Genomic DNA, 24,965 nt, shown 5'->3' on the forward strand with positions numbered 1-24,965 from the left:
TTGAGTTGATTAAATCATAACATGTGCCTGTCTTAAACACAACACCATTTTTCAAATAATTCCTGAAACGGGCAGCGCTTTCAAAAGACCGTTTCCTTCACGGTTATGGGAAGCCCGTCCCCAACATAAACTAATGAAATGAGGTGATCGATATGAAGAAAAAGAACAATTCCATCAACTGGGAAGCTTTCTCTGAAAATGTTGAAAAAGTTCTGGGAGAAGACTTCTGGAATGATATGCATCACGTCATTCCGAAACGCGGACCATCGTATGATTTATTCGAAACAAAGGATCAGGGGGTCGTTGTCGTTGAACTCCCCGGGTTCAGTAAAAATGATCCACTCCATCTTTCCCAGCAAGGGACACACCTCATTATTCAAGGCGAAATCACACCTCATTATCCAGTACCTGTAGAAGAGCTCCATCACAATGAACGAATGAAAGGGAAGTTCAAAAGAGTCATTCCGATCCCTTTCCATTTTGCATTCGAGGATGTTGTCACTTCCTATAAAGAGGGCCTGTTGATTATTACTATTTTCAAACGTCCGCATCGTCAGGAGATGAAGGTCATTTTTGAAGATTAATAATGCAGAAAAATTTCTTTTTCATCGGTTTGTTTTTTCTGCAGACGTATCTCAATCCGGCCTTCCCGATATTGGGCGTAGACGTTTCTTCTGCTGGTTGCCGCCGGAAGTTTAATGGTCATCCGGCCGGCTTCCACTCCCTCCACATACAAATATCCGCTGCCGACACTCAGTCTGATCATATCCGGATCCACCGGATGACTGAGGGATACTGTAACCACAACTTCATTCATCAGTTCCACGACCTTCACCTGATCCAGCTCCTGTTCTTTCCTCAGGTGTGATTCATGGTGAAAAGGAGTAGAAGACAAAGCTTCCTTCATCGACTGTTGGAGAAAGTCATTCATTTTATCGCCATTCATCCAGTTGGGAACGGGAACGGGACCGTTCCAGCTGCCATCTTCACCACCAACCGGATTGAACCATTTCATAAAGTCCATCATGCTTATCTTTCCCTTTCATACATTAGTCATAGGAGGTGATTTCATGAGCCGCATCCATTTTGGTCAGCTGTCGATCCACCAGGTTTCCAAATCCTCAGGAGTGTTTTCAGGTACGAATTTCCAGTCCGGCTTCAAGGCACACGCCCGTGTGTATGAAGGGAATGGAAAAGTCGTCGGGCATCGCAACTCCCTCCTCCATAATAAACACTTAATAATGAAACGCCCTTCTGCCGATGGGGATTAACCGCTATGTTTTTTTCACGAAAGCGGCGGGATTCCAATAAAAAAACAGATGACTTGGAAAAACAGATTGAAGAATTAAAAGCAGCTCTGCAGCAGGTCAAGGGACGTCCGATCGAATACCACATCCATATCGACCATGTAACAATCAAGGAACCTTCTCTGGAACAGCTGACCTTCCAGCTTGATCAACTCGATATTGAGGAACTGAGCGGTGCATTGAACATGGGGAATAACTTCGGGGTCCATGTAAAACCCAAGGCCTCCCCCGCACCCAAGCTTAGACAAACAAATGACGGCTTAAAATTCACCTTCCCTTCCAAGGAGGAGTAAGATGGCTTATTTATCACCGAATTTCTTCATCGGAAGTATCCGGATCGGAACGATCGAAAATGCTTCCTGCCTGAACATGGGGAATAACGTACCCACAGGTTTTGAAGGACATCAGAAACTCAACCAAGGGTTCGGAACCATTCACGGGGACGGAAACACATTGGAAGAACTAAAATCCATCCTCAGCGACTCGGCGCTGCTGGATTTCATGTCCAAACAAGAAGACACGGAACTGCCGGAATGGATTCAAAACATGATGGAAGAAAAAATGAGAGAGGCTCAGGAAGCTGAATAGTTCCCGGGCTTCTCTTTTTTCTTATGCTCTGAACTGTAACTGGTGACAGGCATATCGATCAGATCATTGTCATACACCACATTGATGTTGCACGAAAGAATGTTGCCGTCTCCAATCACGCTGCCGAGCGCTGCATTTAGTTTTTCATGACTGCTCCAGTTTGACTGGGTATTGGGTCCGACGAAGATGCCCGAGTTCTCTACAATCTGATTAACATAAATAGAATCGAAACGAATGTCGATATGCGTCCCTCCTACACTTGAACGTTCGGTTGAGGGTTATTCACCGTAGGGTTATTGATCGGAGTATCTGTGAAGTCATTATCAAAAATCGTATTCACATTATTGGTGGCAATGAAAAAACCGACAGGAATACCAGCTGCATTATTGTTCTTGCCCTGCCACGACCAGTCCGGCTGATTATTCTGACCAGTGGATATCAGGCCATTCTCGCTTAGTGAATTGACAGCAATCTGATTAAAGACGACGGATACAGGCATTTCTATTCACCTCACCTTTTCTAGACTATCCTATTCCCCCGTCACTGGAATGTGTCACTCCCCGAAATCATCGACCTCCATGTTATAACAATCGAAACATAAGGGTATAGAAACGTGAACGTCCTGCTTGAAGACCACTTCCTCTTCCAACAGTTCCTGCTTGCAGCTCCAGCAAAGGGAACGGAATCCATTCAGGGTTTTCAAAGTATGTTCAACCGTCGTCACCTGGATCACTCCTTTCTGTTGGTTGTAGTATAGGGGATTTTTTCAACGATGACGAACGCCGATTCATCGTCATTCAACGGAGATTCGGTTTACTTTTTTTCCTTTGGCTTATCGTTTTTTCATTTTTGGAAGGATTTTGGAGTGTAAAACGCAAAAGTGTCTATATAAAAAGAAAGGGGAATGAAATCATGACCACCATACCATTCGCTGTCCAGCTTTATACATTAAGGAACGAAACAGAGAAGGATTTTGAAGGAACGTTAAGGAAAGTAGCAGATTTAGGATTCCAAGGCGTTGAGTTTGCCGGTTTCGGTGGACTTTCCCCTGAGAAAGTAAGCGCACTTCTGGACGAGCTGGGACTGAAAGCAGCTTCCAGTCACGTTCCACTTGAGGAACTGAGGGGAAATTTGACCCAGGTGATTGAAAACCATAAAATCATCGGAAGTCCTTACATCGTGTGTCCTTATATCGAGGACAGGGAGCCCGGGGATTACGAGGTTCTGATTGAGGATTTGAAAAACATCGGCGCTGTCTGCCGTGATCACGGCCTGACATTGTGCTACCATAATCACGACTTTGAATTGACTCCGCTTCCTGATGGAGCCGTTCCTTTGGAAAAAATCTTTCAGGAAACCGGTGAAGAGGACGTACAGGCGGAATTTGATATCTACTGGATTCAAAAGGCTGGTGGGGATCCTGCGGCCTGGATCGACCGTTACCAGGGGCGTACACCGCTCATCCACTTAAAGGATATGACACTGGATGAGGAGCAGTTTTTTGCGGAACTGGGTACAGGAGGCGTCGATCTGGATACCATTTTCACCCTCGGGGAGAAAAACGGTGTGAAATGGTGGGTGGTGGAGCAGGACGAAAGCCGCCGGACCCCGATGGAAAGCCTTGAAATCAGCATGTCCTACGTCAAAAATAAATTCCCATCTTTACTAACAAACTGAGTGTTCCCAGAAAAAAACCTGACTGAGCGCATCCAGTCAGGTTCTTATTTATTCTGATGAATTCTCCATTTGTTAAATTCTAAAAATTCACGGAACTGCTCTTTGGATACCCCTGAATTCATGGCTTCCTGGACAAGTGTCATCCAGTCCTGATCCAGTGTTTCATCCATCGGCTCTGATTCGCCGTGAAGGAGAAAATTAATGGAAACATCAAGTTCCTGAGAAATTTTTGTCAGGAATTGTATCGAAGGATTCGTCTGGATGTTCCGCTCGATCGAGCTCAAATAAGACTTTGCGACCCCTGCTCTATCCGCCAGTTCTGACAGCGACATATGTCGGTCTTTACGTATTTTCTGTATGCGTTCACCGATCATATTTTCACCTTCTTTCTATGTACTACGAGTATAGCATACTTACGGTTTTCGTTCTATTTAAAGCACGTTTTTACCTTGAAACGTGTCGAAAGTAGTAAGCCGCATTCCCCCGTTTTTTATTCTACCTATTATTATCGGCTTCGACAAAAAATTCTTTAATTTTTTGTTCTTCATCAGATCAGGAATTGATACCATCAAAAACAGAAATACTATAAACAAATCAAAAAAAAGGTGATTTGCATGCATGATATTGTAGAAGAGTTTGAAATAACCTTCAATCAAATCCACCAGCACCTGAAGGAACTGAACGGATATCCTAAAAACGACAATTTCGTAGAGCTGCTTCAGCATTCCAAACTGAAGCACAGTGTCGTCCGTGTTCATTTTGACCAGCTTAAACAATATGCCAAATTAAGAAACGCCATTGTCCATGAACGGATCAGCGGTGATTATTATATCGCCACGCCGCATGAAGATGTCGTCCATCATTTGAAGAGCATTAAAAAGGTTCTTGAGCAGCCACCTGAAGCTCTGACCTTCGCTACGCGTCCTGTCCTGTTCTTTAAGATGAGCACGGATCTGCTTCATATTATGGAGGCATTCAGCAAGCACGGGATTTCCCAGTTCCCCATCTATGATGACAGCCATCGCTTTGCCGGACTCCTGACTAATGACGGCATTGTCCGTTTCCTTGCACAGACAGCTGAACATGGAGACCCTCCCGCCCTTCACGCACAGGCCGCCGATGTTCTTGGCTATGAGAAACATGCCAATGTTCAATTTCTTTCCACGACCGCCTCAGTATTCGACTTAGAGGAAAGGTTTGAGAAGAGTCTGAATGAAGATAAGAAACTGAAAGCGGTCATTCTTACGAAAACAGGACAACCGGATGACCTTCCTATGGGAATCGTTACCACGTGGGATTTGATTAAAGTCGATAGGCGGGAACAGGATATTTCGTAATTCGGAATTTTAACTGATTAAAGATTGAATCCATGTATTCAGGAGTATATGATGGACTTAACTGACCATATAAGAAAGAGGTGGCCGACGTTGCACGAAAGAAGACAAGAACCTTTCAGATATCCATTCCAATCACCTCTCCCTGGTTTTTATAACAAGAAATTCAGCCCACAGGTGTCCGGGCCGCTTGAGGTCAATGACATCAGCCTGAACGGCATGCGCTTTACCTCCTCCCCGCAGCCTCATTTGTCGATGAGAGATGAAGTGATTATTTCGTTTATGATGGACGGGGAAACCTTCACCTTTGAAGGCCGGATCATCTGGCTGAAAACCAATGAAGAGAAAACAACGTGTGGTTTACATGTCTTTGATTACCCGGACCGTTTGAAGAATACCATTCAAAAGCTTGGAGATTCCCTGGCAGAACATCAAAAGACTCAAATAGAATCAAAGTCTCCTTAACAAGGAGGCTTTTTATATGCGCCTTTTTCCATCACCCCTTTCAAAAATCCAGGAAAGATCCGGTGGGCTGCGCACACGCGGCAGCAGGGATGGGGGAAAACGGCCCGCTTTCCTCTGGTGGAACCGTCAGGACCTTCAGACTCCCGCTTCGTCCCTTCTACTACGGGAGTCCAACGCTGCCGCTACTCTGTACGTGCCCGTCCTATTCTTATCACTTCAATTCAGGCTGTTATCATACAATGAAAAAGGGTCTTCCCTGCGTAGAGAAGACCCTTTTTCATTTATTCTTTCGCCGATCGTTTTCGGAAGAATCCTGTGATTTTTGCAGACAGGTCATCAAAATACGTATAGACAACCGGAATCAAGACCAATGTGAAGAAACTGGAGACGGTAAGTCCGAATATAATCGTGACGGCCAGTGGCTGCTGGGCTTCAGCTCCACGTCCGATACCTATGGCCAGAGGGACCATGCCTAGAACCGTTGTCAGCGTCGTCATTAGAATTGGACGCAGGCGGCTTGGTCCAGCCTCCAGAATGGCTTCATACCTGTCATAGGATTTCCTGCGGAGTATATTTATATAATCCACTAGAACAATGGCGTTGTTCACGACAATCCCTGCCAGCATGATTATACCGACAAAGGCCGGCAGACTGAATGGAAGTCCTGTCATGAACAATCCACCGCTGATCCCGATAATGGTAGCAGGGAGAGAGAACATGATGATGAATGGGAAAAGGAAGTTCTCAAACTGCACAGCCATGACCGCATAAACGAGAAACACAGAGAATAGCAGGGCCAGGGATAAATCACCGAAAGCTTCCTGCATATCCTGCGCCTGGCCGCCAATCGTGTAGGAGTATCCATCCGGGAAATTCAAGGCATCCAATTCCGCCCGGACCTCCTCGGTCGCTGTTCCCAGATCAATGTCTGAGATTTCCGCTTCAACGTTCACCTGAGGCTGCTGATTTTCTCTCAACAGTGAGACCGGCCCCTGGACCTGCTCCAACTCGGCAATCGTCGCAAGTGGAACCAGAGCTCCGTTCGGTGTTTGAACCGACATGCCCTCTAAGTCCGCAATCGTCTGCCGCTCCTCCTCCGGAAGCAGGAAGCGTACGTCTTTTTCATCCGTACCATCCCGGTACCGGGTAGCGACTTGTCCATTGAATCCAAGCTGCACCTGGCTGATCACCTGCTGCTCGGTCAGCCCATATTGAGACGCTTTCGCTTCATTGACGGTAATATTCATCTGCGGGCGTCCTTCATCGGTCGAAGAAGCGGCGTTCTGAACACCATCCACTTCATTCATCAAGTAGGCGACCTGACCGCCGAGTTCATCAAGCACTTCATATTCAGGACCGTTCAACTGTACTTGAAGAGGTGCTCCTGTCCCCAGTCCTGCATCCAGTTCACTGACTTCGATTTCAGCTCCCGGAATATCAGACACGGCTTCGTCCATTTCCTTCATCACCGTCTGGGTCGTTTTCTCCCGTTGATCAGGTTCGACCAGTTGAATGGTGTAGGAAGCAAAGTCAGAGGTGCTTGCTCCGAAGCCGCCCATATTACCTCCTCCGATAGACAGGTAACGAACATCCACGAGATTTTCAAAAGTATCCAGCTGCTCGTCCACCTGAGCGGTCACGGACTCTGTTTCATCCAGCGAGGTCCCTGCCGGCATGTTGACCCTTATTTCCACCTGACCCTGGTCAGACGGAGGGATGAATTCCGTGCCGATCAGAGGCACCAGAGCAGCACTTCCGACGATTAGAGCTCCTGTAATTGCTATCGTCGTTTTCCGGAACTTCAATACCCAGCGCAGCATCGATCGGTACCCATTGTTCACTTTATCGAGGAATCGATCGAACCAATACCGTCGTCCGCTTTCTTTCAAGGACTTTGTTAACAGCTTCGACGACAGCATCGGAATTAACGTGACCGATACAGCCAGCGAGGCAATCAAAGCAAACATGATTGTCAGCGCAAGCGGAGTAAAGAGTTCCGAGGCAATCCCTTCTACAAAAATGATCGGCAGAAAGACAACAAGTGTTGTCGTAGCCGAAGCAACAACAGCAGGAGCAAGCTCTGAAGCTCCCTGTTTAGCTGCTTCCACCATTGAGTATCCCCGCTGACGGTAGCTGACGATATTCTCCAAAATAACAATGGAACTGTCCACCATCATACCGATCCCAAGAGCCAGTCCTCCCATCGTCAGCACGTTCAGTGTCTCTCCTGTGAAGTACATTAATGTGAAGGTCGAAATGATGGCGATCGGAATGGACAGACCAATGACAAGCGTCGCCCGGATACTTTTCAAAAATAGCAGCAGGACGAGCACGGAGAAGATTCCTCCGAGAATGATGTTTAAAACGACACTGTTAATGGATATTTTAATAAACTCCGATGTATCCAGAACGATATTCGTGCCGACTTCTTCTGGAAGGTCTCCCTGCACTTCATCAAGGGCTTCCCTGACATTGTCCGCTGTTTCCACTGTGTTGGCTTCCGACTTTTTCAAAATAGAAAGAACGACCGATGAATCTCCGTTTACTTTACTCACCGTATCAGAGTTCGTCAGTGTTTCACTGACATCTGCGATTTGATCAAGGGTAACCTGGGCACCTGTCTGTGATTGAATTCTCGTATTCTTCACGTCGTCAATCGAGCTGAACTCCCCGTCCACCCTGATCTGGAGGTCCTTCTGTCCTTTTTCGATCGTTCCTGCAGAGGCGGACTGGTTGGAGGCATTGAGCGCCTGGATGACCGTTTGTGAATCGAGTCCATACTGGGCCATCTGCGCACGGTCGACAAGCACCTGGATTTCACTCATCTGACCGCCTTCAATACTGACGGAAGCAACCCCTTCCTGCCTTTCCAGAAACGGGACAATCCGGTTTTCCGCTGCCTGCTGTAATTCATCCGGGGTATCTCCCGAAAGGCCGATGGTCATAATAGGAAGCTGCTGTGGATCAAATCGCAGCACACTTGGATCCGAGGCTCCTTCCGGAAGGACCCCGGTGATTTGATCCACATTTTCTCTTACCTGTAAAAGCGTGCTGTCCAGATTGACTCCTGTATTAAACTGAAGAAGGACAAGAGACGCTCCAGCCTGTGATTGAGACTGAAGCACCTCCAATCCTTCAATACTGCTGACAGACGATTCCACCGGCCGGCTGACCAGCTTCTCCACCTCCTGGGGGGCCGCTCCCTCGTATGAAGTGGATACGACCGCAATCGGAAGCTCAATTTCAGGATATAAGTCAATGGTTAAACTTCTTAATGAAACGAATCCAAGGCCTAAGATGGCGGCCACAATCATAATGACACCCACAGGTCTTTTGACGGACAGATTAACGAGCTTCATCAGAATCCTCCTTCATGATGGTCACCTGTGCACCATCTGAGAGGGTCAGCTGTCCTGTAGTAATAACCTCATCCTCTGCCGTAAGATCACCAGAAACGGCAGAGAAGTCACTCTGTGATTCGATCACTTCCACATCCACACGGACAGCCTTCTCTTCCTCGACTTTATATACGAATGTCTCATCATTTTGTTCAACAAGACCGTCCGTAGGAATAATCAACGTGTCCTCAACGACATTTTCGGGGAGCAGGAAGGAGGCCATCATCCCCGGCTTGATTTCCTCTCCGGCATTGTCGACCGTCGCTTCAACTGGATAAAGGCCGGTATCGTCGGGAACAGAAGAGATGTAATCGATAACTGCCGCTGCTTCTTTTTCCAAAGCAGGGAGATCGACTTGGAGCTCCTGTCCCTTTTCAAAAAGATCCAGCTGTTCAGGAGTGATGGAAGCGGAAATAGTCATCGGGTTCAAACGAACGATTGTTGCAAAGGGCTGCTGATTTGTCACCGTGTCCCCTTCTTCTGCACTCAGACTTGCGACTTCACCTGTCACAGGAGCTGTAATCGCCTCATTCGCTGCCTGTTCTTCCGCCTGGTTCAGCTGCACATTCGCCTGTTCTACTTGAAGTTCCGCCTGATCGACAGCCACCTCTGCCTGATCGAGCTGCTGCTGCGCCTGATCGACTTGAGCTTCCGCCTGAGCGACGGCTGAAGAAGACTGGGACTTCTGTCCTTGAAGCTGCTGATACTGAGCCTGGGCTTGATCAGCTCTACTCTGCGCCTGACTGTAGAGAGCTTCTGGAATGGTGCCTTCATCCACCAGTTTTTTCGTTTCATCGGCAATCTGCTGCGCCTGCTCATACTGCTGACCTGCCGCCTCTGCCGCTTGAGCAGTCTGACCGGCTTCCGACTGAGAGGCCTGTTCTGCCAATTCCACCTGGTCTTTTGCGTTCTCAACGCCAAGCTGCGCCTGCTCTTCAGAAATCCTGGCATTCTCAAGCTGTTTTTCTGCCTGTCGGACAGCAATCTCCTGTAGTTCTACCTGATCCCCCACATTCCCACCGGGGCGGACGACGGCTATCGTCTCCCCTTTTTCTACACGGTCCCCTTTAGCGATATTCAAAGTGGCCACTTCCCCTGGCGTCTCGGGCATCACCGGGGAGGAATCAGGCGAGGCCGCGCGTCCTGTAATTTTTCGTTCAATAACGAAATCCTCGTTTTGAACACCATCCACCTTCACCGGAGTCACCCGTTCTTCTGTCTCTTCCGAGCTTTCCTCCTGCATACAAGCGGTTACAAAGAAAAGTAGTATAAGTAGTAACAACAACCGTTTCATTAAAGACTTCCCTTCCGTAGTAAGACTCCGAGGTCCCATCATTTTCCTATCTATATTTTCCCTAATACCTTCCGCAAACATACGACAAAATCCCACTGTTTTTGTGGGAGTGACCAAATAGTCACAATTATGAATTATGTTACTAAAGTGTGAAATGTATTGCAACTTGTAGTGTTTTAGCGAAAATGACAATATTGTGAAAGGCCCAAGCACTATTAGAGGGGACTTTGTGATACACCGGGGTCATCCATAAGTGCTGGGAATGGCCACGTTCCGCTTACCGGTGAATGCCTGCCTCAGGCGTCACCATCGGAAACTCCTCGTGACATCCCCGGGGTGACTTCAAAAAAAGGGTTCTTTTTTCCAGCAGACACCGGTCGGAACTGCTCCATCCTCTCCCTTAGAGAAATCAAAAAAAGGCTGCCGAGATTGTTCTCGACAGCCGGAAACCTTCCTTTTCAGGAGGTTCTTTTTTTCATTGAAGCAGGTTGCCGAGCTGGGCAACCATAAGATCCAATTTTTTAATCTTGGGCAGGTCGTATTCAGGGAACCGTTCATCGAAATGATTGAACATCGGTTCAAGGGCTTCATCCTGGATCAGCTCTTCATACGTTTTGAATGTATGCTGATACTGTCCGATATACCGCTTCATTTTCTTCTCAAATCCGGACAGGTGATAAGTAGAGGAGAAATCAAAGGCTTTCACAATATCACTGTCATAGGAAGGAAAGCCTGGATTGATGGTATGAAGCATGGAAGCCGCCAGAGGAAACTGCATCGTAGGGTTTCCCTTATGATTCTTCACTTCATATAAATCCCTGGTGATCTGGACGATATTCGGCCGTTCATATCCCCTTTGTTCTTCCATCAGTTTAAAATAGAAAATCTCGAATTCCTTCGTTAAGCTTGGATTATCGAGCCGGAAGAAATGACGGAAGATGAATTGGTACAAGGTGTCGTCCGGCACATAAGTATCATGGAAGACGGTTTGCAGGTAAACATAAACATCCAGTTTTTCGAGCGGGATGTTGTTCACTACTTTTTCATAGTCTTCCAACAGCAGGTCTTTTAAGTCGTTCGCCGTTCTATACTTCATCATTAATCACCTCAATTCGCTTATTCCACACAACCCAAACGTGGAAACACGTATTTGTAAAGTCTGTATGAACGTTTATACTTCCATTTTACATAACACGCATGCTTTTTCCAAAGGTTTTCAAAGATTGATAGACGGCTTCCTCCTGTTTTCTCTTCATTTTGCTCCGGAGGCGCCGATGGTAATACGAAAGGAGGGATATTATGGATACTGCCGCTTTATCGATGGTCCTTGGTCAGACGCAGCTCAAACAGCAGACCAACCTTGCATTAATGGACAAAGTGAAAGATGAGTCCGAGGCAAAAGGGAGTCAGATGGTGGAAATGCTGAACCAGTCGGTTTCCCACCCTGATCTTGGTAATCGTGTAGATTTAAGAGGATAAAGTTCAAGCAGGGAGAGAACTCTCCCTGCTTTCGGTTATTCGTTATTTTCTTCATCTTCAGGAGCATTTTCGTCTGTCATGTCTTCCTGCTCCTTCTCTTCCTCTTTCATTTCTTCATCCATATTTTCTTCTTCGTCCATATTCTCTTCTTCTTCCATGTTTTCTTCTTCCTGCATGTTTTCTTCTGTGTCGTTTTCCTCTTCTGCGGGCTCCTCTTCAGAAGCGCAAGCGCCGAGTAATGTGATGGCAAATAGAGCTGTCATAAGCTTAAGTAATAAGGATTTCATTTCATTTCCTCCTTTTCTCATCTTGAGTGTTAGTATGTCCAGCGGGTGGAGATCCATCCATCCTCCCTGCTTTTTTTCCATGGCTCTGTTATTGCTTGGTGTTGTTGTTTAACATGTGAGCTCCTATCACTCCTTTCTGTCATGGGATTTGTAGAAGGCGGCCTTGGGAATGACTCCCTTTCCGTGGGGTACCGTGAGCCGCGGAAAGCGGACGGTTTTCCCTGCCATCCCATGCTCTGAGTAAACAACGGACCGGACCCCTAATTCCAGACGGAGACGATTTAGTAATCGTTTAAAATATCAACAACAGGCTTTAACAGAGCTTTTTCCATAAAAAAAGACCCGCATTCAGACGGGTCTTTCATCAGTTATTTTAAAGCGAACATAATTTCCGCTTCGCAGGCAAGCTCACCATCGACGGTGGCTTTCGCTTTCCCTTTACCTACAGGGCCTTTCAGGCGGACAATTTCCACTTCAAGCTTCAAACGGTCCCCTGGTTTGACCTGGCGTTTGAAACGGCACTTGTCAATACCTGTGAAAAAGGCCAGTTTTCCCTGGTTTTCTTCTTTCTTCAACATCGCCACTGCCCCCATCTGGGCCAGGGCTTCAGTGATCAGAACACCCGGCATCACCGGGTAATCCGGAAAGTGCCCTTGAAAGAAGGGTTCGTTCATCGTTACGTTTTTATAGCCTACCGCGCGCTCCCCCTCCACAAGCTCTTCTACTTGATCGATAAGAAGAAAGGGATAGCGGTGGGGAATGATTTCTTTAATTTGGTTAATGTCCAACATGTTAAAAGCTCCTTTCCTGCGTTCTTTTCTAATTATAAGGGCAGGAGCTCTCTGGAACAAAATTTTTTCGGAAATTGTACGATTCTGTCATTGAAAAGGTGGTTATGAACTTCTGGTCAATTCGGCGCTGCGGGCGTTTGATTTCAGGGATCGTGACGATTCGCCTGAATATCCGGTCTGGTGGATTTCCTCTACCGGGCTCGCCGGGCTCAGCCAGAACGTATACCACGAGCCTTCTTTAACGATTGGACTCAGGTCGAATAGATCAAATTTACATGTCTGCGATACTTCCTGCAGTTCTTTTTTCGTCGGAAGGGCGAAAAGGTTGGAGTGAGCCACAAAGAAACTGTTGAATGCGGAGGAAAAGGCTTCTCCATGCTCTGTTTCATTGATCGGCGTAATGACCGATATCAGCCCCTCGGCGCGCACGTACGAGTAAAGGTGGTCCAACAGCGGCGGCCGGTCATCCGGATGAATGTAATGAAAAATATTGTGGAGGAGAATCACATCCACGTGTTCATCCTCCGGAGTCCAGCTATTGATGTCTCCGACTTGAAAGGTGACATTCGAATAATCCCCGGACATTTCCCGGGCTTTATCAATGACCTTCTGGTTAATATCGACACCAATCATCTGCACATCCGGAAATTCAGCAGCCAGCTTCCTCAAATATCCTCCATGGCCGCAGCCTAAGTCGACAATGGAATGGACCTGTTTTTCACGGATCATCTTCTTGATTTTCTTAATCGCAAAATGTTCAAGAAGGGCTGAAGTCTCAGCCACTACTCCTCCGTGACGTTCATGATCGAATTCCGCCCGCTCCTGAGATTTGATGATATCGGGATACCTGAGCATCGTCGGGATATGCAGCTCCATCATTTCTTTCAGCAGGGCTTTGACACCTGGAGAAGCATCATCTCCCATAAGAGCACCACACTTCCGTTTGGAAGTCCTGAATCGGTTGTTGGGCCGTTTTTTTAAATGTTTGACGGCGACACCGACTTTCACCCAGGATGAGAGCAGGTCATAAGGATAGCCGGTTTTCTCGCTGATCGCTTCCACCGTCCTTGCCGTCCTGAACTCATCGAACAACCCGAGCTCCGCTCCAACATACGCATGCCAGCCCGGTAAAAAGGATTCATTATTCTTCATCCATTTTCTTGCCTGCATAGCTGTGACCCACTCATTCATTGTCATCTCCCTTTCTTTGGTCTTTTCCAAGGATAATCCTCAGCTTCAGAAAACAAGAAGCGCTGCTGTTCCTGATCCGATACTTTCTTCTTTCTCACGGGCAGGACATTTCCCTGGATGCCCCGGTCAATGAAAGTGAAATCCCATTTCCCCAATCCTGATATATTCAGCATTTGCTTGACATGAAGAGGGTCATCATCGAAAATCCGCTGGACGGCCTTCATGCGGAAACGCCTCCACCACTCATATCTAAATGAATAAACGAGGGCGGACATATGACTGAGGTTCAACAGGAATTCGACTCTCGGCTTTCGAACCTCTTCGTAATAATGCAGATGATCCGCGTAGGATTTTCCTTCCTCCCAGCACCACGCCAAAAGTTCACCAAGCACATCGGCGTCCTGAACAGCCAGGTTCATTCCTTCTCCTGCCATCGGATGAACCGTGTGAGCGGCATCACCTAAGATCGCCAGGTTGCCTGAGTAGTATTTGTCCACGTGATACGTAAAAGGGATCATCAATTGGACCGTCTTCCAGTCTTTAATGGCCCTGACACCTTCAGCAAGTTCAGGCTCCAGTTCACTGTAAGCTTTGTACAGATGTTCAAGCCCCAGCTCTTTTATTTTTTTGTAGTCTCCCGCCTTAATCAGGAACACTGTTCTGACTTCGCGGTCAGGAAGTGGGAATAAGCCGAGGAAACAGCTGGAGGTCGTGATGATTTTCCCTTTTGTGAAGCTTTCCGGCCGGGGGATGGTGACTGTAAGAAAGTGATGGTTATAGTCTTTCCGGTTCACTTCCACGTTCATCGCATCCCGTGTAGGAGAGCTCCTGCCTTCAGCTCCTATGTACACACCGGCTTGGATGTAGAGGATTTCCTTCTTCTGTTTGACTTTAGCCATCCCATTCTCAAACCCTAAGAAGCGTGCGCCCGGAAGATAATGAAAATACTCTTCATATTCCATTCCCTTATTGCGGAGAATCTCCTTCGTCTTTTCGTGAGGGACCATCAAGGAATGGTCATAGGTCGTTGCCACACGACTGTAACTCAGCTCAGTCATATTGATTTCTTCCGGAGGCTGCCCTTCCCGGCGGTGGACTTCCTGGAATCGAAGTTCATCCAAAGCATGGCCGTTCGCCTCTATTTCATCGAGCACCCCGAGGCGTTCCAGTATCGCCAGCGTCTTTGGCTGCAGAAGTTCTCCTTTATAAGCAGGAGATTCTTTTTTTAATTGTTCTGCGATAACGACGTGTACACCTCTTGAAGCGAGCTTGGCAGCAAGAGCCAGTCCGCCGACACCGCCACCTGCGATAAACACTTCTGCTTTCACCTGTCACCCTCCCCGTTGTGATTCATGTCCGTATGGTTTTCTTTCCCTAATTCGGAACTTGAAAACCTTTCAAACGACAACGATATTCCAGAACATGGTATCCAAATCCGGGCAGTGCGTCCGTCCCATAACCGGTGGAGAAATCTTTCATCGGCCGGAAAGCTGGGAGGAATATAAAAAAAAGAACGAGCTGCAGCGCCCGTTCTTTTTTACTGAAAGAAAGCATAAAGATTAGAGTACAAGCTTTCTTTTATTCAGTTTTCATTACAATATCCAGGATGTGCTTCCATGTATCCAGCTTAAGAGCATCCATAGGATTTCCATCTCCGAGAACGCCGTAACCGACCATCAACCCAATGATCAAAGCGGCCGCACTGAACAGCACAACAAGAATAATACGCAGCCAGATCGGCAGAATACGCCGGCGCCCCTGGAGATTTTTTTCTTTCTTATCTGCTTGAGCTCCTGCTTTTTCACCCGTTTCTGTGCGTTTGGGTTCTTTCTCTTGTTTTTTATTCAGTTTTTTACCTTTTGATTTTGGATCTGTCGCCATGGTCGTTCTACTCCTTACGTTTATGATCTCAGCTGGTTTACCAGTCCCATCATCTGGTCTCCTGTTGAAATAGACTGAGCATTCAATTGATAGGCTCTTTGAGCTGTCATCATTTCCGTCATTTGAGCACCGATATCCACGTTGGATTGTTCCAATGCTCCTCCTTGCAGCTTGATGTTTCCTGCTTCAAGCGCCTCGATGAGTCCAACCTCCCCGCTTCCCTCAGGGATCCGGAACCGGCTTCCACCTGCGGACTCCAGTAAGTGAGGGCGGGACGCTTCCACAACCTGGATTTGTCCTTCCACTTCCTGGGTGCCGTTTCGCTGGACAAGCAGCGATCCATCATCAGCGATGGATATTCCGTCAAAGGTATCTTTGATCATGATTGGATTACCATCTTCACCGATGACCGCATGCCCATCAGCGTTTGTAAGCATCACTTGATTGTTCCCCAAAGGGTTCAGATAAAAGTGACCAGCTCTTGTATACTGGGTTTCTGAGCCGCCATTCTGATCAGAGACATCGAGGACAAACAACTGATTTTCTTCCAGCAGGGCAGCATCCAGAGCTCTGTCTGTCTCCTTCAGGCTCCCCCCGCTGCTATCCACGCGCGTACTTCCGAGTACAGCACCTGTCCCGACCCGGATGCCTTCAGGAGTCAAACGCCCTGTTTCGGCTTGTCCATTGGATTGGTTGTTCAACTGTTGAACGAGGAGGGAGGCAAAATCCGCTCCGGTACTTTTGTATCCTGTCGTCTGGCTGTTGGCCATATTGTTCCCGATGATATCCAGTTTCTGCTGCAGCTGCCCCATCGTTGCAGCTGACTGAATCATGGACCGATTAATCATATAGATCCTCTCCCTCAGCGGATGCGGCCGATTTCAGATACGGCCTGCTGCATACTTTGATCATAAGCTTTCAGGACACGCTGGTTCATTTCAAACGAACGATAGGTGTTCATCATTTCTGTCATCGTCTGGTTCATATCTACATTCGACCGTTCAATGTAGTTCTGGTGCACGGAAAAATTCACACCTTCGTTTTCCAGAGCGTTCCCTAAAGGCTGGGCATTTTCTCCGGGGCCGTAAAGGTCGCTGCCTTCCGGGACAAGCCCATTGGCATCTGGTGTATAGGAAACGGCCAGCTGAGTGCTGCCACTGTCTGTCGTGAGCATACCGGTTTTGGACACAAGAAACGCTTGTCCTGCGGTATTGATTGGATTGCCGCTTTCATCAAGAAGTCTGTACCCTGTATTCGTGGTCAGAAATCCTTCCACATCCACCGTAAAGCTCCCATTCCTCGTGTAACGGGCTTCACCATCGGTGTTCTCCACTTGAAAAAGAACAGCACCGTCTTCATCAGGCAGCTCATCTGCGACAAGTGCCATATCTGTAGAGACTCCGGTTTCTTTAAGAGCCCCCTGGGAAAAGTCAGGCGTGGTCTCCTGAAGATATACACCTGTGTGAAGAGATCCGACCTCACCTTGATCCGGAACGACAGGAGCCGTTGACGTCGGCTGTGTTTTCGATCCCATCTGCTGCAAAAGCAGCTCGGGAAAAGCCCGTAAACTTCCCTGGGTCTGTTTATACCCCGGCGTTTCTACGTTCGATATGTTGTTCGATAACATTTCCTGCATCCGCTGGTTGGCCATCATCCCTGATGCAGCGGTATAAAAACCTCTTAACAACGTCCGTTCACTCCTCCCGGATATCTCAGCCTTTTATAACTTTGTAGAGATACGCTTGTCTATGTTTTCAAGCATAATTCCCGTTCCTGTAGCCACACAGTCCATCGGGGACTCGGCTACAAGAACAGGAACCTTCAATTCTTCTGCAAGGAGCTGATCAATACCATGAAGGAGGGCTCCGCCGCCGGTCATGATGATCCCTCGGTCAATAATGTCTGCGGATAATTCAGGTGGTGTGCGTTCAAGCACCTGCTTTGCAGCCTGAACAATCATCTGGACAGATTCACGAAGAGATTTTTCGATTTCTTCGGAATTGACCGTAATGGTTCTAGGAAGCCCGGAAACCATATCGCGTCCGCGGATTTCGATTTCCTCACTTCTGGAACCCGGGAACACCGTGGCTACACTGATTTTAATATCTTCAGCTGTCCGTTCACCAATCAACAGTTTGTATTCCTTCTTAATATACTGAAGGATTTCGTGGTCGAATTTATCACCGGCCATCTTGATGGAGGAAGCTGTTACAATATCCCCCATGGAGAGCACCGCAACGTCCGTTGTACCGCCACCGATATCAACGACCATATTACCGCTCGGCTGGAAGATATCCATGCCGGCACCAATCGCCGCTACTTTAGGCTCTTCCTCAAGATATACTTTCTTCCCACCGGATTTTTCCGCTGCTTCCTTGATGGCTTTCTGCTCCACTTTCGTAATATTCGTCGGGCAGCAGATCAACATCCTCGGCTTCGAAAGGAAACCTTTCACATTCGTTTTTTGTATAAAATGCTTCAGCATCGCTTCTGTCACATCGAAATCAGCAATCACGCCGTCTTTAAGAGGACGGATCGCTTCAATGTTCCCCGGTGTCCGTCCGACCATCCGCCGTGCTTCTTCTCCAACTTCCAATACTTTGCCTGTATTCCGGTCCATCGCAACGACCGATGGCTCATTCAAAACGATACCTTTACCTTTTACGTGGATAAGTACATTGGCTGTACCCAGGTCTATACCTATATCTCTCGCAAACATGTCCTGTAGATCCTCCCTATTGTAAAAACATCATTACCTCACCACAAAACACATAACGGATGGCCGTTATCCGTTATGCTGTCAGGCAATGCCATACAAATACTCGATAACTTATGTTTTCCCTATTTGAGTCAGTCTATTTTGTTGAAATGATCACACATCTAATTCTATATTCTATCACAAAATTACGACATTCGTCTCATGGGAGTTGAAAAAAGTTACCAAGTCTTGAGGGATTTTGACAATGGGAGGGACTGTTCACAATTGAGGCTGAACCGGCTGCTCTTCAATGATCTGCGTTTTATACTTACGCCTTGTTGCTTCCCCACCACGGAGGTGTCGGATTTCCTTATGATGATCCAGGATTTTTTTGACTTCCTTCGCCAGCTCCGGATTGACCTCAGGGAGCCGCTCTGTTAAATCCTTGTGAACCGTACTTTTTGAAACGCCAAACTCTTTGGCGATCACTCTCACCGTTTTTTTCGTTTCAATAATGTGCTCTCCGATCTTGATGGTCCTCTCTTTGATGTAATCATGCACTCCACTCGCCTCCTGTGATTGACTATCCAAGGAGATAGGGCGTTTAGGAAAGCGTCCGTTATAACATGAGGGGGTACTTGCTTCTGGATGTCTATTCATGGTGTTTCACCCTGGATGTTACCGAGTGCTCGGTTATCTCATTGTATTAATAAAACCGCCCCGATATGCCTTCGCATGCGCATGATGTTCGGATTTCTTAATTTTATGCCCGAAAAAATAAAAAAATAAGGCTGACAAGAATGTTCTTGTCAGCCTTATCTGTTATGCCTGTGTTGTAGAGATGGAAGATGCGCTTTCTTCATCAGGCGCCTGTTCTCCGCCTTCTGTTTCTGCCGGGTCTTCCTCATTATTCAGTTGTTCATCCGATGGTTCCCCGTTTTCTTCTTCAGGGCTGTCGGAAGGAGTTCCTTCTTCTGTCTGCTCAGCTTCAGCGGGCTCTTTTTCTGCACTTTCCACAATCTGGCTGACCGGCTGACCGAAGAATGCTTCCGGGTTCACCGGCTGACCGTCATTACGGACTTCGAAATGCACATGGACACCGCTTGCCTGTCCGAAGGAATTACGTCCTGCTGATCCAATGACATCTCCTTGAGCGATATCCGATCCAGCCAGTACATCGACACTTTCTAAACTAGCATACACGGTAGAGAGATTCTCGTCGTGCTGAACTTCAATAACATTGCCGTACAGCGGATCTTCTTTCACTTCAGTCACTGTTCCTGATAGAGCAGCCGTTACTTCAAAGGCTTCTCCATCTTCTCTTGTAATATCTACGCCTTCACTTTGGTAGTATTTATTGTTGTATAGGACCAGTGCACTTTCTTGATCTTGCTCAGAAGCTTCGTAGTCGTAGAATTTTGTTACGATGGAAGCTGTCTTTTCGTCAGCCACAGGCATCTGCAGATTTTCCTGGTGGTCCATAACGGGTACAGACTCTCCATCTTCATTGACAAGGAATTCATCCTGACTCTGCGATTTCTGCTGGTCAGCAATCTGGTTTTCTACATCATTGGCACTCTGTTGATACCAGAATACGCCGACAAGGACTAAAGCAGCTACGGACAAATACAAAGCTGGATACAACCACTTCTTGCGCATCAAGCGTTTGAACTTTAATTTAGTCACGCTTTTTTTACCTTCATCTTTCATGTTTATCACCTCAAAAACCATTCTGAACAGATCTTGTCCAATCTATACATCGGTGATGAAAAATTTTACAGATGAAGGCAAAACCACCATGGTGATGATTTACTGTACAGGACGGTCCATGAATATCTGATTTCGAGAATTGGATGTATATGAGGGGCGTTTGGGAAGGAGTCGCTTTCCGTGGGCGTTCGGTGAGCTTCCTCGGACGTTCCGTCCTGTGGGATCTCACCTTGAACGCTGCTCCCACAGGAGTCTCCCCCTCCCCCTACGCCCCTTGCCATATAAAGTTCTCGAAATCACTTCGAAACCCACTTCTGTCATCATCACAACATAAATAAGAGCCCTATCCTTCATCTTTCTTCAACCAGGAGGTAAAAGGAGATAATTCCTTAGTTTAAGGCTCTGTTATTGCTTGGTGTTGTTATGTAACATGTGAGCTCCTATCACCCCTTTCTGTCATGGGATTTGTAGGATGCGGCCTTGGGAATGACTCCCTTTCCGTGGGGCTCATCATTCCCCGCGGAAAGCGGACGGTTTTCCCTGCCATCCCATGCTCTGAGTAAACAACGGACCGGACCCCTAATTCCAGACGGAGACGATTTAGTAATCGTTTGAAATATCAGCAACAGACTTTAACAGAGCTTAGTTTAAAAAGAAAAAAAGCCGGGGATCCGGCTTTTTGCTTCATCCTTATTCGGCTGCTGAGCTGAGGAGGGCGGTCTGGGTGCTTAAGGGGCTGATTTCAGTATCCTGGTAATAATGGTGGATGATGTCTTTATAATTCTTCCCTGTTTTCGCCATACCGTTGGCTCCGTATTGACTCATCCCCACTCCGTGACCGTATCCTTTGGTTGTGAAAATGACATGATCGCCTTTTTGTTCGATTGTGAAATCACTTGAAGACAAGCCGAATTTCTCGCGGATTTCCCTTCCTGAGAAAGTCTGGCTGCCGAAATGAACTTCATCCACCCGATTGCCTTCTGTTTTGGTCATCGTGGACGTCTGAATCGATCCATCCATGGCTATGCCGAGCGTCTGCTCCAGTTCCGCTGTGGAAACAATTTTCTGATCAGCGAATTTCGGAGAATCTTCATCCCACGGACTTTCTACGCTCTGCAGGTAAGGGATGTCGTGCTCCCAGTAATCGCCTGCATTTTCGGTGTAGCCATTACTCGTGGAAAAAAAAGAAGCCGTAATCGGTTTGTGATCATAGGTGATGATTTCCCCCTGAGTGGCTTTTACCGCCTGTTCAATCTTTTCCATGTTGCTGTTAAACGCATCCTGCCACTGGCCTCTGAGCTCATCCTCATTCTTATATACCTGGTGGGTGACCGTGTCTGTAACATCGGCTGCTTCTGACACCTGAGCTCCTTCAATCATATGACGGGTGATGTACGTCCTTGCTGCCAGCGCTTGAGCCTTCAAGGCTTCCAATTCAAAGTTGACCGGCATTTCTGAAGCCACCACCCTCGCTACATACGTCTCCAATGGGACTTCTTCCACCTGGTCTGTCTGGGAACGCAGAACCTTCACAAGGAATGGAGACTCCTCCTCTCCCTGTTTCTCCTTCGGTTCTGCTTCTTCCACCTCTGATGTATCCGCAGGACTCGTGAAGGGGATAACGATTAAAGTCGGTAGGACAAGTATGGTGATCATTAAGCCGAGAACAACCATCAGACCTGTTCGATTGTTTTTTTTCATCCGCACCCTCCTGGCTGTACACATAGTAAAATCCTCTACTAAAAATGTATCCAGAAATGAAAGATGATAGAACAAAAAATGCCTGCCTATTTCAAATATATTGAAACAGGCAGGCTGTAAAAATGTATATTATAAGGTCGATACAGATTCACTTGGTTCGTGCTCTTCGCTGTAGGCATCTTCTTCTTTCACGCGTTCGATGTCAGCGCCGAGTTGAGCTAATTTTTCTGCGAAGTCTACATATCCACGGTCCAGGTGCTTAAGCTCTGTCACTCTTGTGTATCCTTCAGAAACAAGACCCGCAAGAATCAGGGCTGCACCTGCACGCAGGTCTGTCGCAGCTACTTCTGCGCCCTGCAGTGAGGATGGTCCTTCAATAATTACACTGCGTCCTTCGATTTTGATACTTGCGTTCATGCGGCGGAATTCCTCCACGTGCATAAAACGGTTCTCAAAAACAGTTTCTGTAATGACACTCGTTCCAGTAGCATTCAGCATTAAAGCCATCATTTGAGACTGCATATCTGTCGGGAATCCAGGGTGCGGCATCGTCTTGATATCCGTCGCCTTCAAAATATCAGGGCCGATCACACGCAGACCTTCATCCTCTTCTTCGATGATAACACCCATTTCCTCCATCTTGGCGACAAGGGATCTCAGGTGTTCATGCATAGCACCTTGTACTAGAACGTTTCCGCCGGTAATCGCTGCAGCTACCATGAAGGTTCCTGCTTCGATACGGTCCGGAATAATGGTGTGTTCGGCTCCGTAAAGCTTTTCCACACCTTCGATACGGATGGTTTCCGTACCTGCGCCTACAATGTGGGCGCCCATTTTGTTCAAGTAGTTGGCAAGGTCAACGATTTCAGGTTCTTTGGCACAGTTTTCCAAAGTAGTCGTTCCTTCTGCAAGAGCTGCCGCCATCATGACGTTTTCTGTCGCCCCTACACTTGGAACATCAAAATAGATTTTTGCACCTTTGAGACGGCCTTTTACTTCCGCTTCGACATACCCGTTTCCTACAGTAACATCAGCTCCCATGGCTTCAAAGCCTTTGAGGTGCTGGTCGATAGGACGTGATCCGATAGCACAGCCGCCAGGCATGGCTACCTTAGCATGGCCATAGCGGGCCAAAAGTGGTCCCAGTACAAGAACAGAAGCACGCATTTTCCTTACATACTCGATCGGAGCTTCTGTCAGCAGCTCACCTGAGGCGTCTACAGTGACAGTGTTCCCCACCATATTGACATCTGCGTTCATATGTCGAATCACTTCGTTGATCGTATATACATCAGCTAGAGTAGGTACTTCGTGTAGTACGCTTTTTCCTTCACTTGCGATAATACTTGCTGCGATGACAGGCAGTACGGCATTCTTAGCACCTTCAGCTTTAACGGTACCATTCAGCTGCCTCCCACCACGGACGATGATTTTTTCCAAGGTTCATTCTCCTCCGCGTCCATATTCACTATTATTAATATTCAGCAGTAATAATGGGTGTGCCAATAGTGATGTTTGTCTCCCCGCCCAAAGTTCTTGTGGCGAATTGAACATTCATTGATTGTTTACCTGAGGGTATTGACTGAGCCCATTTCTCTGTCCAGCCGGATCTGCTCGTCCAGCCATTCTCGTCGATTTCATCTATTGTTGCTACGTCGAAAGTTTCTTTGAATTTTTTATACACTAAAACATCGTCTATAATACCATTGCTTACGGCCTTAAGACAAGAGAAAATTGTAGCAGATTTAGAGAAATATCGACTTTTTACATCTTCCACACTAAGGAACAAGTCCTGTGTCAGAGAAGATGTTCCCTCTCCCTGAATAGAATAAACCAATTCTACCTTGTTCTTCATATTTCTGGGAGAAATCATACTATATGTTTCGACGATCTTTTTATTTTTGTGACGGTTTGTGACAATCCATTTTTCCGCCTGTGCCGTTTCCTCATGGGAAACATCCTGATGCTGCCCCTGTTCTAAAATCCTTTCCATGATTTCTCCGGATCGTTCTGCGGAAACCTTCCGTTTCATCATCATGGTCCATTCTTCTACGTTGAGCTGCTTATCCTCAGCAAATGACGCAAACATCATCAGTGGTTCCTGCTCCTGTGTCATTTCCTGTGGATAAGCACCTGTTCCTACAATGGCAGCTGCCAGCACACCGGCCAAAATATTCTTCCACATGTTTATGCCTCCCCAAGCATCGTCTTACTTTCAGTTTGACCAGGGACAGGCACAATCATACGATACAATTCCTAACAGCATTAGACATTAAAACAAGTACACAAGACTGTTTGACCACGATAGAAAGTCGAGGAAAAAATTACTGACAGTCGTCCCAAGGGCAATCGTGATTATAATAAGGAGAGCTCTTGCTTCAAAGACGCGGTTTTTTCGGAAGAACGCATCAAAGTTAACCGACTGCAGAGCACGCCATGTAATAATGATGAAAATCAAATGGGAGGTCATGCTCATCAGTGCTTCTTCGGCAAAATATTGTTCCATGTCTGTTCACCCTCCTTCATCTACCAGTCCTTTAATCATACGGGCATAACGACAAAAAAGCCGCAGCCTTTGTATTTCCCGGGGAATATCGAGAATATCCCCTATATTCCATCATAGTTACAGGGGAATGACAATTCATCTGACTGCCTCAAGCTTTTCACAAAAAAACTGCTCTCATAATGAAAGCAGTTAGAAATTGTTTTCAATAACGTCTAAACGATTAATGGCTCGCTTAAGGGCCATTTCAGCCCGTTGGAAATCAATATCGGCCTGCTTATCCTGAAGGCGTCGTTCTGCACGTTCTTTAGCCATACGGGCACGATCGGCATCTATATCCGTTGGTTTTTCAGCAGACTGCGCAAGGATGGTCACTTTATCCGGACGCACTTCTAAAAAACCGCCGCTGACAGCAATTCGTTCAGATCTTCCTTCGCCTTTTAGACGGACAGCACTGATGGTCAAAGGCGCCACCATTGGAATATGTCCCGGAAGGACTCCAAGTTCGCCGCTCTCTGCCTTACAGCTTACCATTTCAAATGCATCTTCCAACACCGGGCCGTCAGGAGTGACTACACTCACCGTTAGTGTGCTCATACGTATTCCTCCTTGGCGATCTCATGAAGGGGTGTAAGATGCTCCATGGGGAGCATCTTAACCT

Annotated in this window: 30 protein-coding genes; 9 read left to right on the forward strand and 21 right to left on the reverse strand. The window is 47.0% G+C overall.

Annotated features, from left to right (window positions below):
* Positions 1–152: 152 nt before the first annotated feature.
* Positions 153–584, forward strand: a complete 432-nt coding sequence (locus ACXAD6_RS15925) for an Hsp20/alpha crystallin family protein (protein WP_474969727.1) — start codon at positions 153–155, stop codon at positions 582–584.
* Here ACXAD6_RS15925 and ACXAD6_RS15930 read toward each other — a convergent pair.
* A complete protein-coding gene (locus ACXAD6_RS15930; protein WP_474969728.1) occupies positions 581–1,027 on the reverse strand; it encodes an Hsp20/alpha crystallin family protein in 447 nt (148 codons plus the stop codon). The two genes, ACXAD6_RS15925 and ACXAD6_RS15930, sit on opposite strands and share 4 nt — an antisense overlap.
* Positions 1,028–1,070: 43 nt before the next feature.
* On the opposite strand from ACXAD6_RS15930, the gene ACXAD6_RS15935 reads away from it, so the two are divergent.
* Genes ACXAD6_RS15935 through ACXAD6_RS15945 form a run of 3 tightly spaced genes read left to right on the forward strand, consistent with a single transcriptional unit; the run spans position 1,071 to position 1,895 of the window.
* Positions 1,071–1,271, forward strand: coding sequence for a hypothetical protein (locus ACXAD6_RS15935; RefSeq protein ID WP_281658960.1), 201 nt, complete (start codon positions 1,071–1,073; stop codon positions 1,269–1,271).
* Positions 1,272–1,276: 5 nt separating this feature from the next.
* Positions 1,277–1,600 carry a hypothetical protein gene (locus ACXAD6_RS15940; protein WP_474969729.1) on the forward strand — a complete coding sequence of 108 codons (324 nt, stop codon included), beginning with the start codon at positions 1,277–1,279 and terminating at the stop codon, positions 1,598–1,600.
* Position 1,601: 1 nt separating this feature from the next.
* Positions 1,602–1,895, forward strand: coding sequence for a hypothetical protein (locus tag ACXAD6_RS15945; RefSeq protein WP_474969730.1), 294 nt, complete (start codon positions 1,602–1,604; stop codon positions 1,893–1,895).
* 253 nt (positions 1,896–2,148) lie between these two features.
* Here the strand turns inward: ACXAD6_RS15945 and ACXAD6_RS15950 are convergent, their stop codons facing one another.
* Positions 2,149–2,394 carry a hypothetical protein gene (locus ACXAD6_RS15950; RefSeq protein WP_027954760.1) on the reverse strand — a complete coding sequence of 82 codons (246 nt, stop codon included), beginning with the start codon at positions 2,392–2,394 and terminating at the stop codon, positions 2,149–2,151.
* Positions 2,395–2,508: 114 nt separating this feature from the next.
* Between ACXAD6_RS15950 and ACXAD6_RS15955 the strand changes: the two genes are divergently transcribed.
* Together ACXAD6_RS15955 and ACXAD6_RS15960 are read left to right on the forward strand one after the other, a co-directional pair.
* Positions 2,509–2,652, forward strand: a complete 144-nt coding sequence (locus tag ACXAD6_RS15955; RefSeq protein WP_474969731.1) for a hypothetical protein — start codon at positions 2,509–2,511, stop codon at positions 2,650–2,652.
* 155 nt (positions 2,653–2,807) lie between these two features.
* Positions 2,808–3,572, forward strand: coding sequence for a sugar phosphate isomerase/epimerase family protein (locus ACXAD6_RS15960; RefSeq protein WP_474969732.1), 765 nt, complete (start codon positions 2,808–2,810; stop codon positions 3,570–3,572).
* 44 nt (positions 3,573–3,616) lie between these two features.
* Here ACXAD6_RS15960 and ACXAD6_RS15965 read toward each other — a convergent pair whose 3' ends face one another.
* Positions 3,617–3,946 (reverse strand): helix-turn-helix domain-containing protein, encoded by a 330-nt coding sequence (locus ACXAD6_RS15965; protein ID WP_474969733.1) that lies wholly within the window; start codon positions 3,944–3,946, stop codon positions 3,617–3,619.
* A 240-nt stretch (positions 3,947–4,186) separates the two neighbouring features.
* Here ACXAD6_RS15965 and ACXAD6_RS15970 point away from each other — a divergent pair, with 240 nt between their 5' ends.
* Entirely contained in the window at positions 4,187–4,909 is a 723-nt protein-coding gene (locus ACXAD6_RS15970) for a CBS domain-containing protein (RefSeq protein WP_474969734.1), read from the forward strand.
* Between the two features lie 90 nt (positions 4,910–4,999).
* Positions 5,000–5,371, forward strand: a complete 372-nt coding sequence (locus ACXAD6_RS15975; RefSeq protein WP_474969735.1) for a PilZ domain-containing protein — start codon at positions 5,000–5,002, stop codon at positions 5,369–5,371.
* A gap of 281 nt (positions 5,372–5,652) precedes the next feature.
* On the opposite strand, the gene ACXAD6_RS15980 is transcribed toward ACXAD6_RS15975, so the two are convergent.
* The 3 genes from ACXAD6_RS15980 to ACXAD6_RS15990 form a co-directional block, all read right to left on the reverse strand.
* Positions 5,653–8,730 (reverse strand): efflux RND transporter permease subunit, encoded by a 3,078-nt coding sequence (locus tag ACXAD6_RS15980; protein WP_474969736.1) that lies wholly within the window; start codon positions 8,728–8,730, stop codon positions 5,653–5,655.
* On the reverse strand, positions 8,717–10,012 hold the full coding sequence (locus tag ACXAD6_RS15985; protein WP_474969737.1) for an efflux RND transporter periplasmic adaptor subunit: 1,296 nt from the start codon (positions 10,010–10,012) through the stop codon (positions 8,717–8,719). Before ACXAD6_RS15985 ends, ACXAD6_RS15980 begins: the two co-directional genes overlap by 14 nt.
* Positions 10,013–10,538: 526 nt before the next feature.
* On the reverse strand, positions 10,539–11,159 hold the full coding sequence (locus tag ACXAD6_RS15990) for a hypothetical protein (protein WP_474969738.1): 621 nt from the start codon (positions 11,157–11,159) through the stop codon (positions 10,539–10,541).
* A 203-nt stretch (positions 11,160–11,362) separates the two neighbouring features.
* Between ACXAD6_RS15990 and ACXAD6_RS15995 the strand changes: the two genes are divergently transcribed.
* Complete coding sequence (locus ACXAD6_RS15995) at positions 11,363–11,542, forward strand: YjfB family protein (protein ID WP_474969739.1); 180 nt, start codon at positions 11,363–11,365, stop codon at positions 11,540–11,542.
* A gap of 35 nt (positions 11,543–11,577) precedes the next feature.
* Here ACXAD6_RS15995 and ACXAD6_RS16000 read toward each other — a convergent pair whose 3' ends face one another.
* The 15 genes from ACXAD6_RS16000 to ACXAD6_RS16070 form a co-directional block, all read right to left on the reverse strand.
* Positions 11,578–11,829, reverse strand: a complete 252-nt coding sequence (locus ACXAD6_RS16000; protein WP_474969740.1) for a hypothetical protein — start codon at positions 11,827–11,829, stop codon at positions 11,578–11,580.
* Positions 11,830–12,197: 368 nt separating this feature from the next.
* The gene (gene fabZ, locus ACXAD6_RS16005; protein ID WP_027954748.1) at positions 12,198–12,620 is read right to left on the reverse strand and encodes a 3-hydroxyacyl-ACP dehydratase FabZ; all 423 of its coding nucleotides are present in this window, start codon (positions 12,618–12,620) and stop codon (positions 12,198–12,200) included.
* Positions 12,621–12,722: 102 nt separating this feature from the next.
* Positions 12,723–13,811, reverse strand: a complete 1,089-nt coding sequence (locus ACXAD6_RS16010) for a class I SAM-dependent methyltransferase (protein WP_474969741.1) — start codon at positions 13,809–13,811, stop codon at positions 12,723–12,725.
* A gap of 2 nt (positions 13,812–13,813) precedes the next feature.
* Positions 13,814–15,139 (reverse strand): FAD-dependent oxidoreductase, encoded by a 1,326-nt coding sequence (locus ACXAD6_RS16015; RefSeq protein ID WP_474969742.1) that lies wholly within the window; start codon positions 15,137–15,139, stop codon positions 13,814–13,816.
* 250 nt (positions 15,140–15,389) lie between these two features.
* Positions 15,390–15,692 (reverse strand): DNA-directed RNA polymerase subunit beta, encoded by a 303-nt coding sequence (locus tag ACXAD6_RS16020; protein ID WP_474969744.1) that lies wholly within the window; start codon positions 15,690–15,692, stop codon positions 15,390–15,392.
* A 20-nt stretch (positions 15,693–15,712) separates the two neighbouring features.
* Complete coding sequence (locus ACXAD6_RS16025; RefSeq protein WP_474969745.1) at positions 15,713–16,540, reverse strand: flagellar hook-basal body protein; 828 nt, start codon at positions 16,538–16,540, stop codon at positions 15,713–15,715.
* A 14-nt stretch (positions 16,541–16,554) separates the two neighbouring features.
* The gene (locus ACXAD6_RS16030) at positions 16,555–17,379 is read right to left on the reverse strand and encodes a flagellar hook-basal body protein (RefSeq protein WP_474969746.1); all 825 of its coding nucleotides are present in this window, start codon (positions 17,377–17,379) and stop codon (positions 16,555–16,557) included.
* Between the two features lie 33 nt (positions 17,380–17,412).
* Positions 17,413–18,411: a rod shape-determining protein gene (gene mreB / locus ACXAD6_RS16035; RefSeq protein ID WP_027954743.1), complete on the reverse strand. Its 999-nt coding sequence runs from the start codon at positions 18,409–18,411 to the stop codon at positions 17,413–17,415.
* 258 nt (positions 18,412–18,669) lie between these two features.
* Positions 18,670–18,951 carry a sporulation transcriptional regulator SpoIIID gene (gene spoIIID / locus ACXAD6_RS16040; RefSeq protein ID WP_027954742.1) on the reverse strand — a complete coding sequence of 94 codons (282 nt, stop codon included), beginning with the start codon at positions 18,949–18,951 and terminating at the stop codon, positions 18,670–18,672.
* A gap of 261 nt (positions 18,952–19,212) precedes the next feature.
* On the reverse strand, positions 19,213–20,100 hold the full coding sequence (locus ACXAD6_RS16045) for a peptidoglycan DD-metalloendopeptidase family protein (RefSeq protein WP_474969747.1): 888 nt from the start codon (positions 20,098–20,100) through the stop codon (positions 19,213–19,215).
* 690 nt (positions 20,101–20,790) lie between these two features.
* Positions 20,791–21,801 (reverse strand): stage II sporulation protein D, encoded by a 1,011-nt coding sequence (spoIID, locus tag ACXAD6_RS16050; protein WP_474969748.1) that lies wholly within the window; start codon positions 21,799–21,801, stop codon positions 20,791–20,793.
* A 129-nt stretch (positions 21,802–21,930) separates the two neighbouring features.
* Complete coding sequence (gene murA / locus ACXAD6_RS16055) at positions 21,931–23,241, reverse strand: UDP-N-acetylglucosamine 1-carboxyvinyltransferase (protein ID WP_027954739.1); 1,311 nt, start codon at positions 23,239–23,241, stop codon at positions 21,931–21,933.
* A gap of 34 nt (positions 23,242–23,275) precedes the next feature.
* A complete protein-coding gene (locus ACXAD6_RS16060; RefSeq protein ID WP_474969749.1) occupies positions 23,276–23,986 on the reverse strand; it encodes a YwmB family TATA-box binding protein in 711 nt (236 codons plus the stop codon).
* An 87-nt stretch (positions 23,987–24,073) separates the two neighbouring features.
* Positions 24,074–24,307, reverse strand: a complete 234-nt coding sequence (locus ACXAD6_RS16065; RefSeq protein WP_027954737.1) for a DUF1146 family protein — start codon at positions 24,305–24,307, stop codon at positions 24,074–24,076.
* Positions 24,308–24,496: 189 nt separating this feature from the next.
* A complete protein-coding gene (locus ACXAD6_RS16070; RefSeq protein WP_027954736.1) occupies positions 24,497–24,901 on the reverse strand; it encodes a F0F1 ATP synthase subunit epsilon in 405 nt (134 codons plus the stop codon).
* Positions 24,902–24,965: the final 64 nt, after the last annotated feature.

It is taken from the genome of Halobacillus sp. ABH2_015, assembly GCF_056158945.1.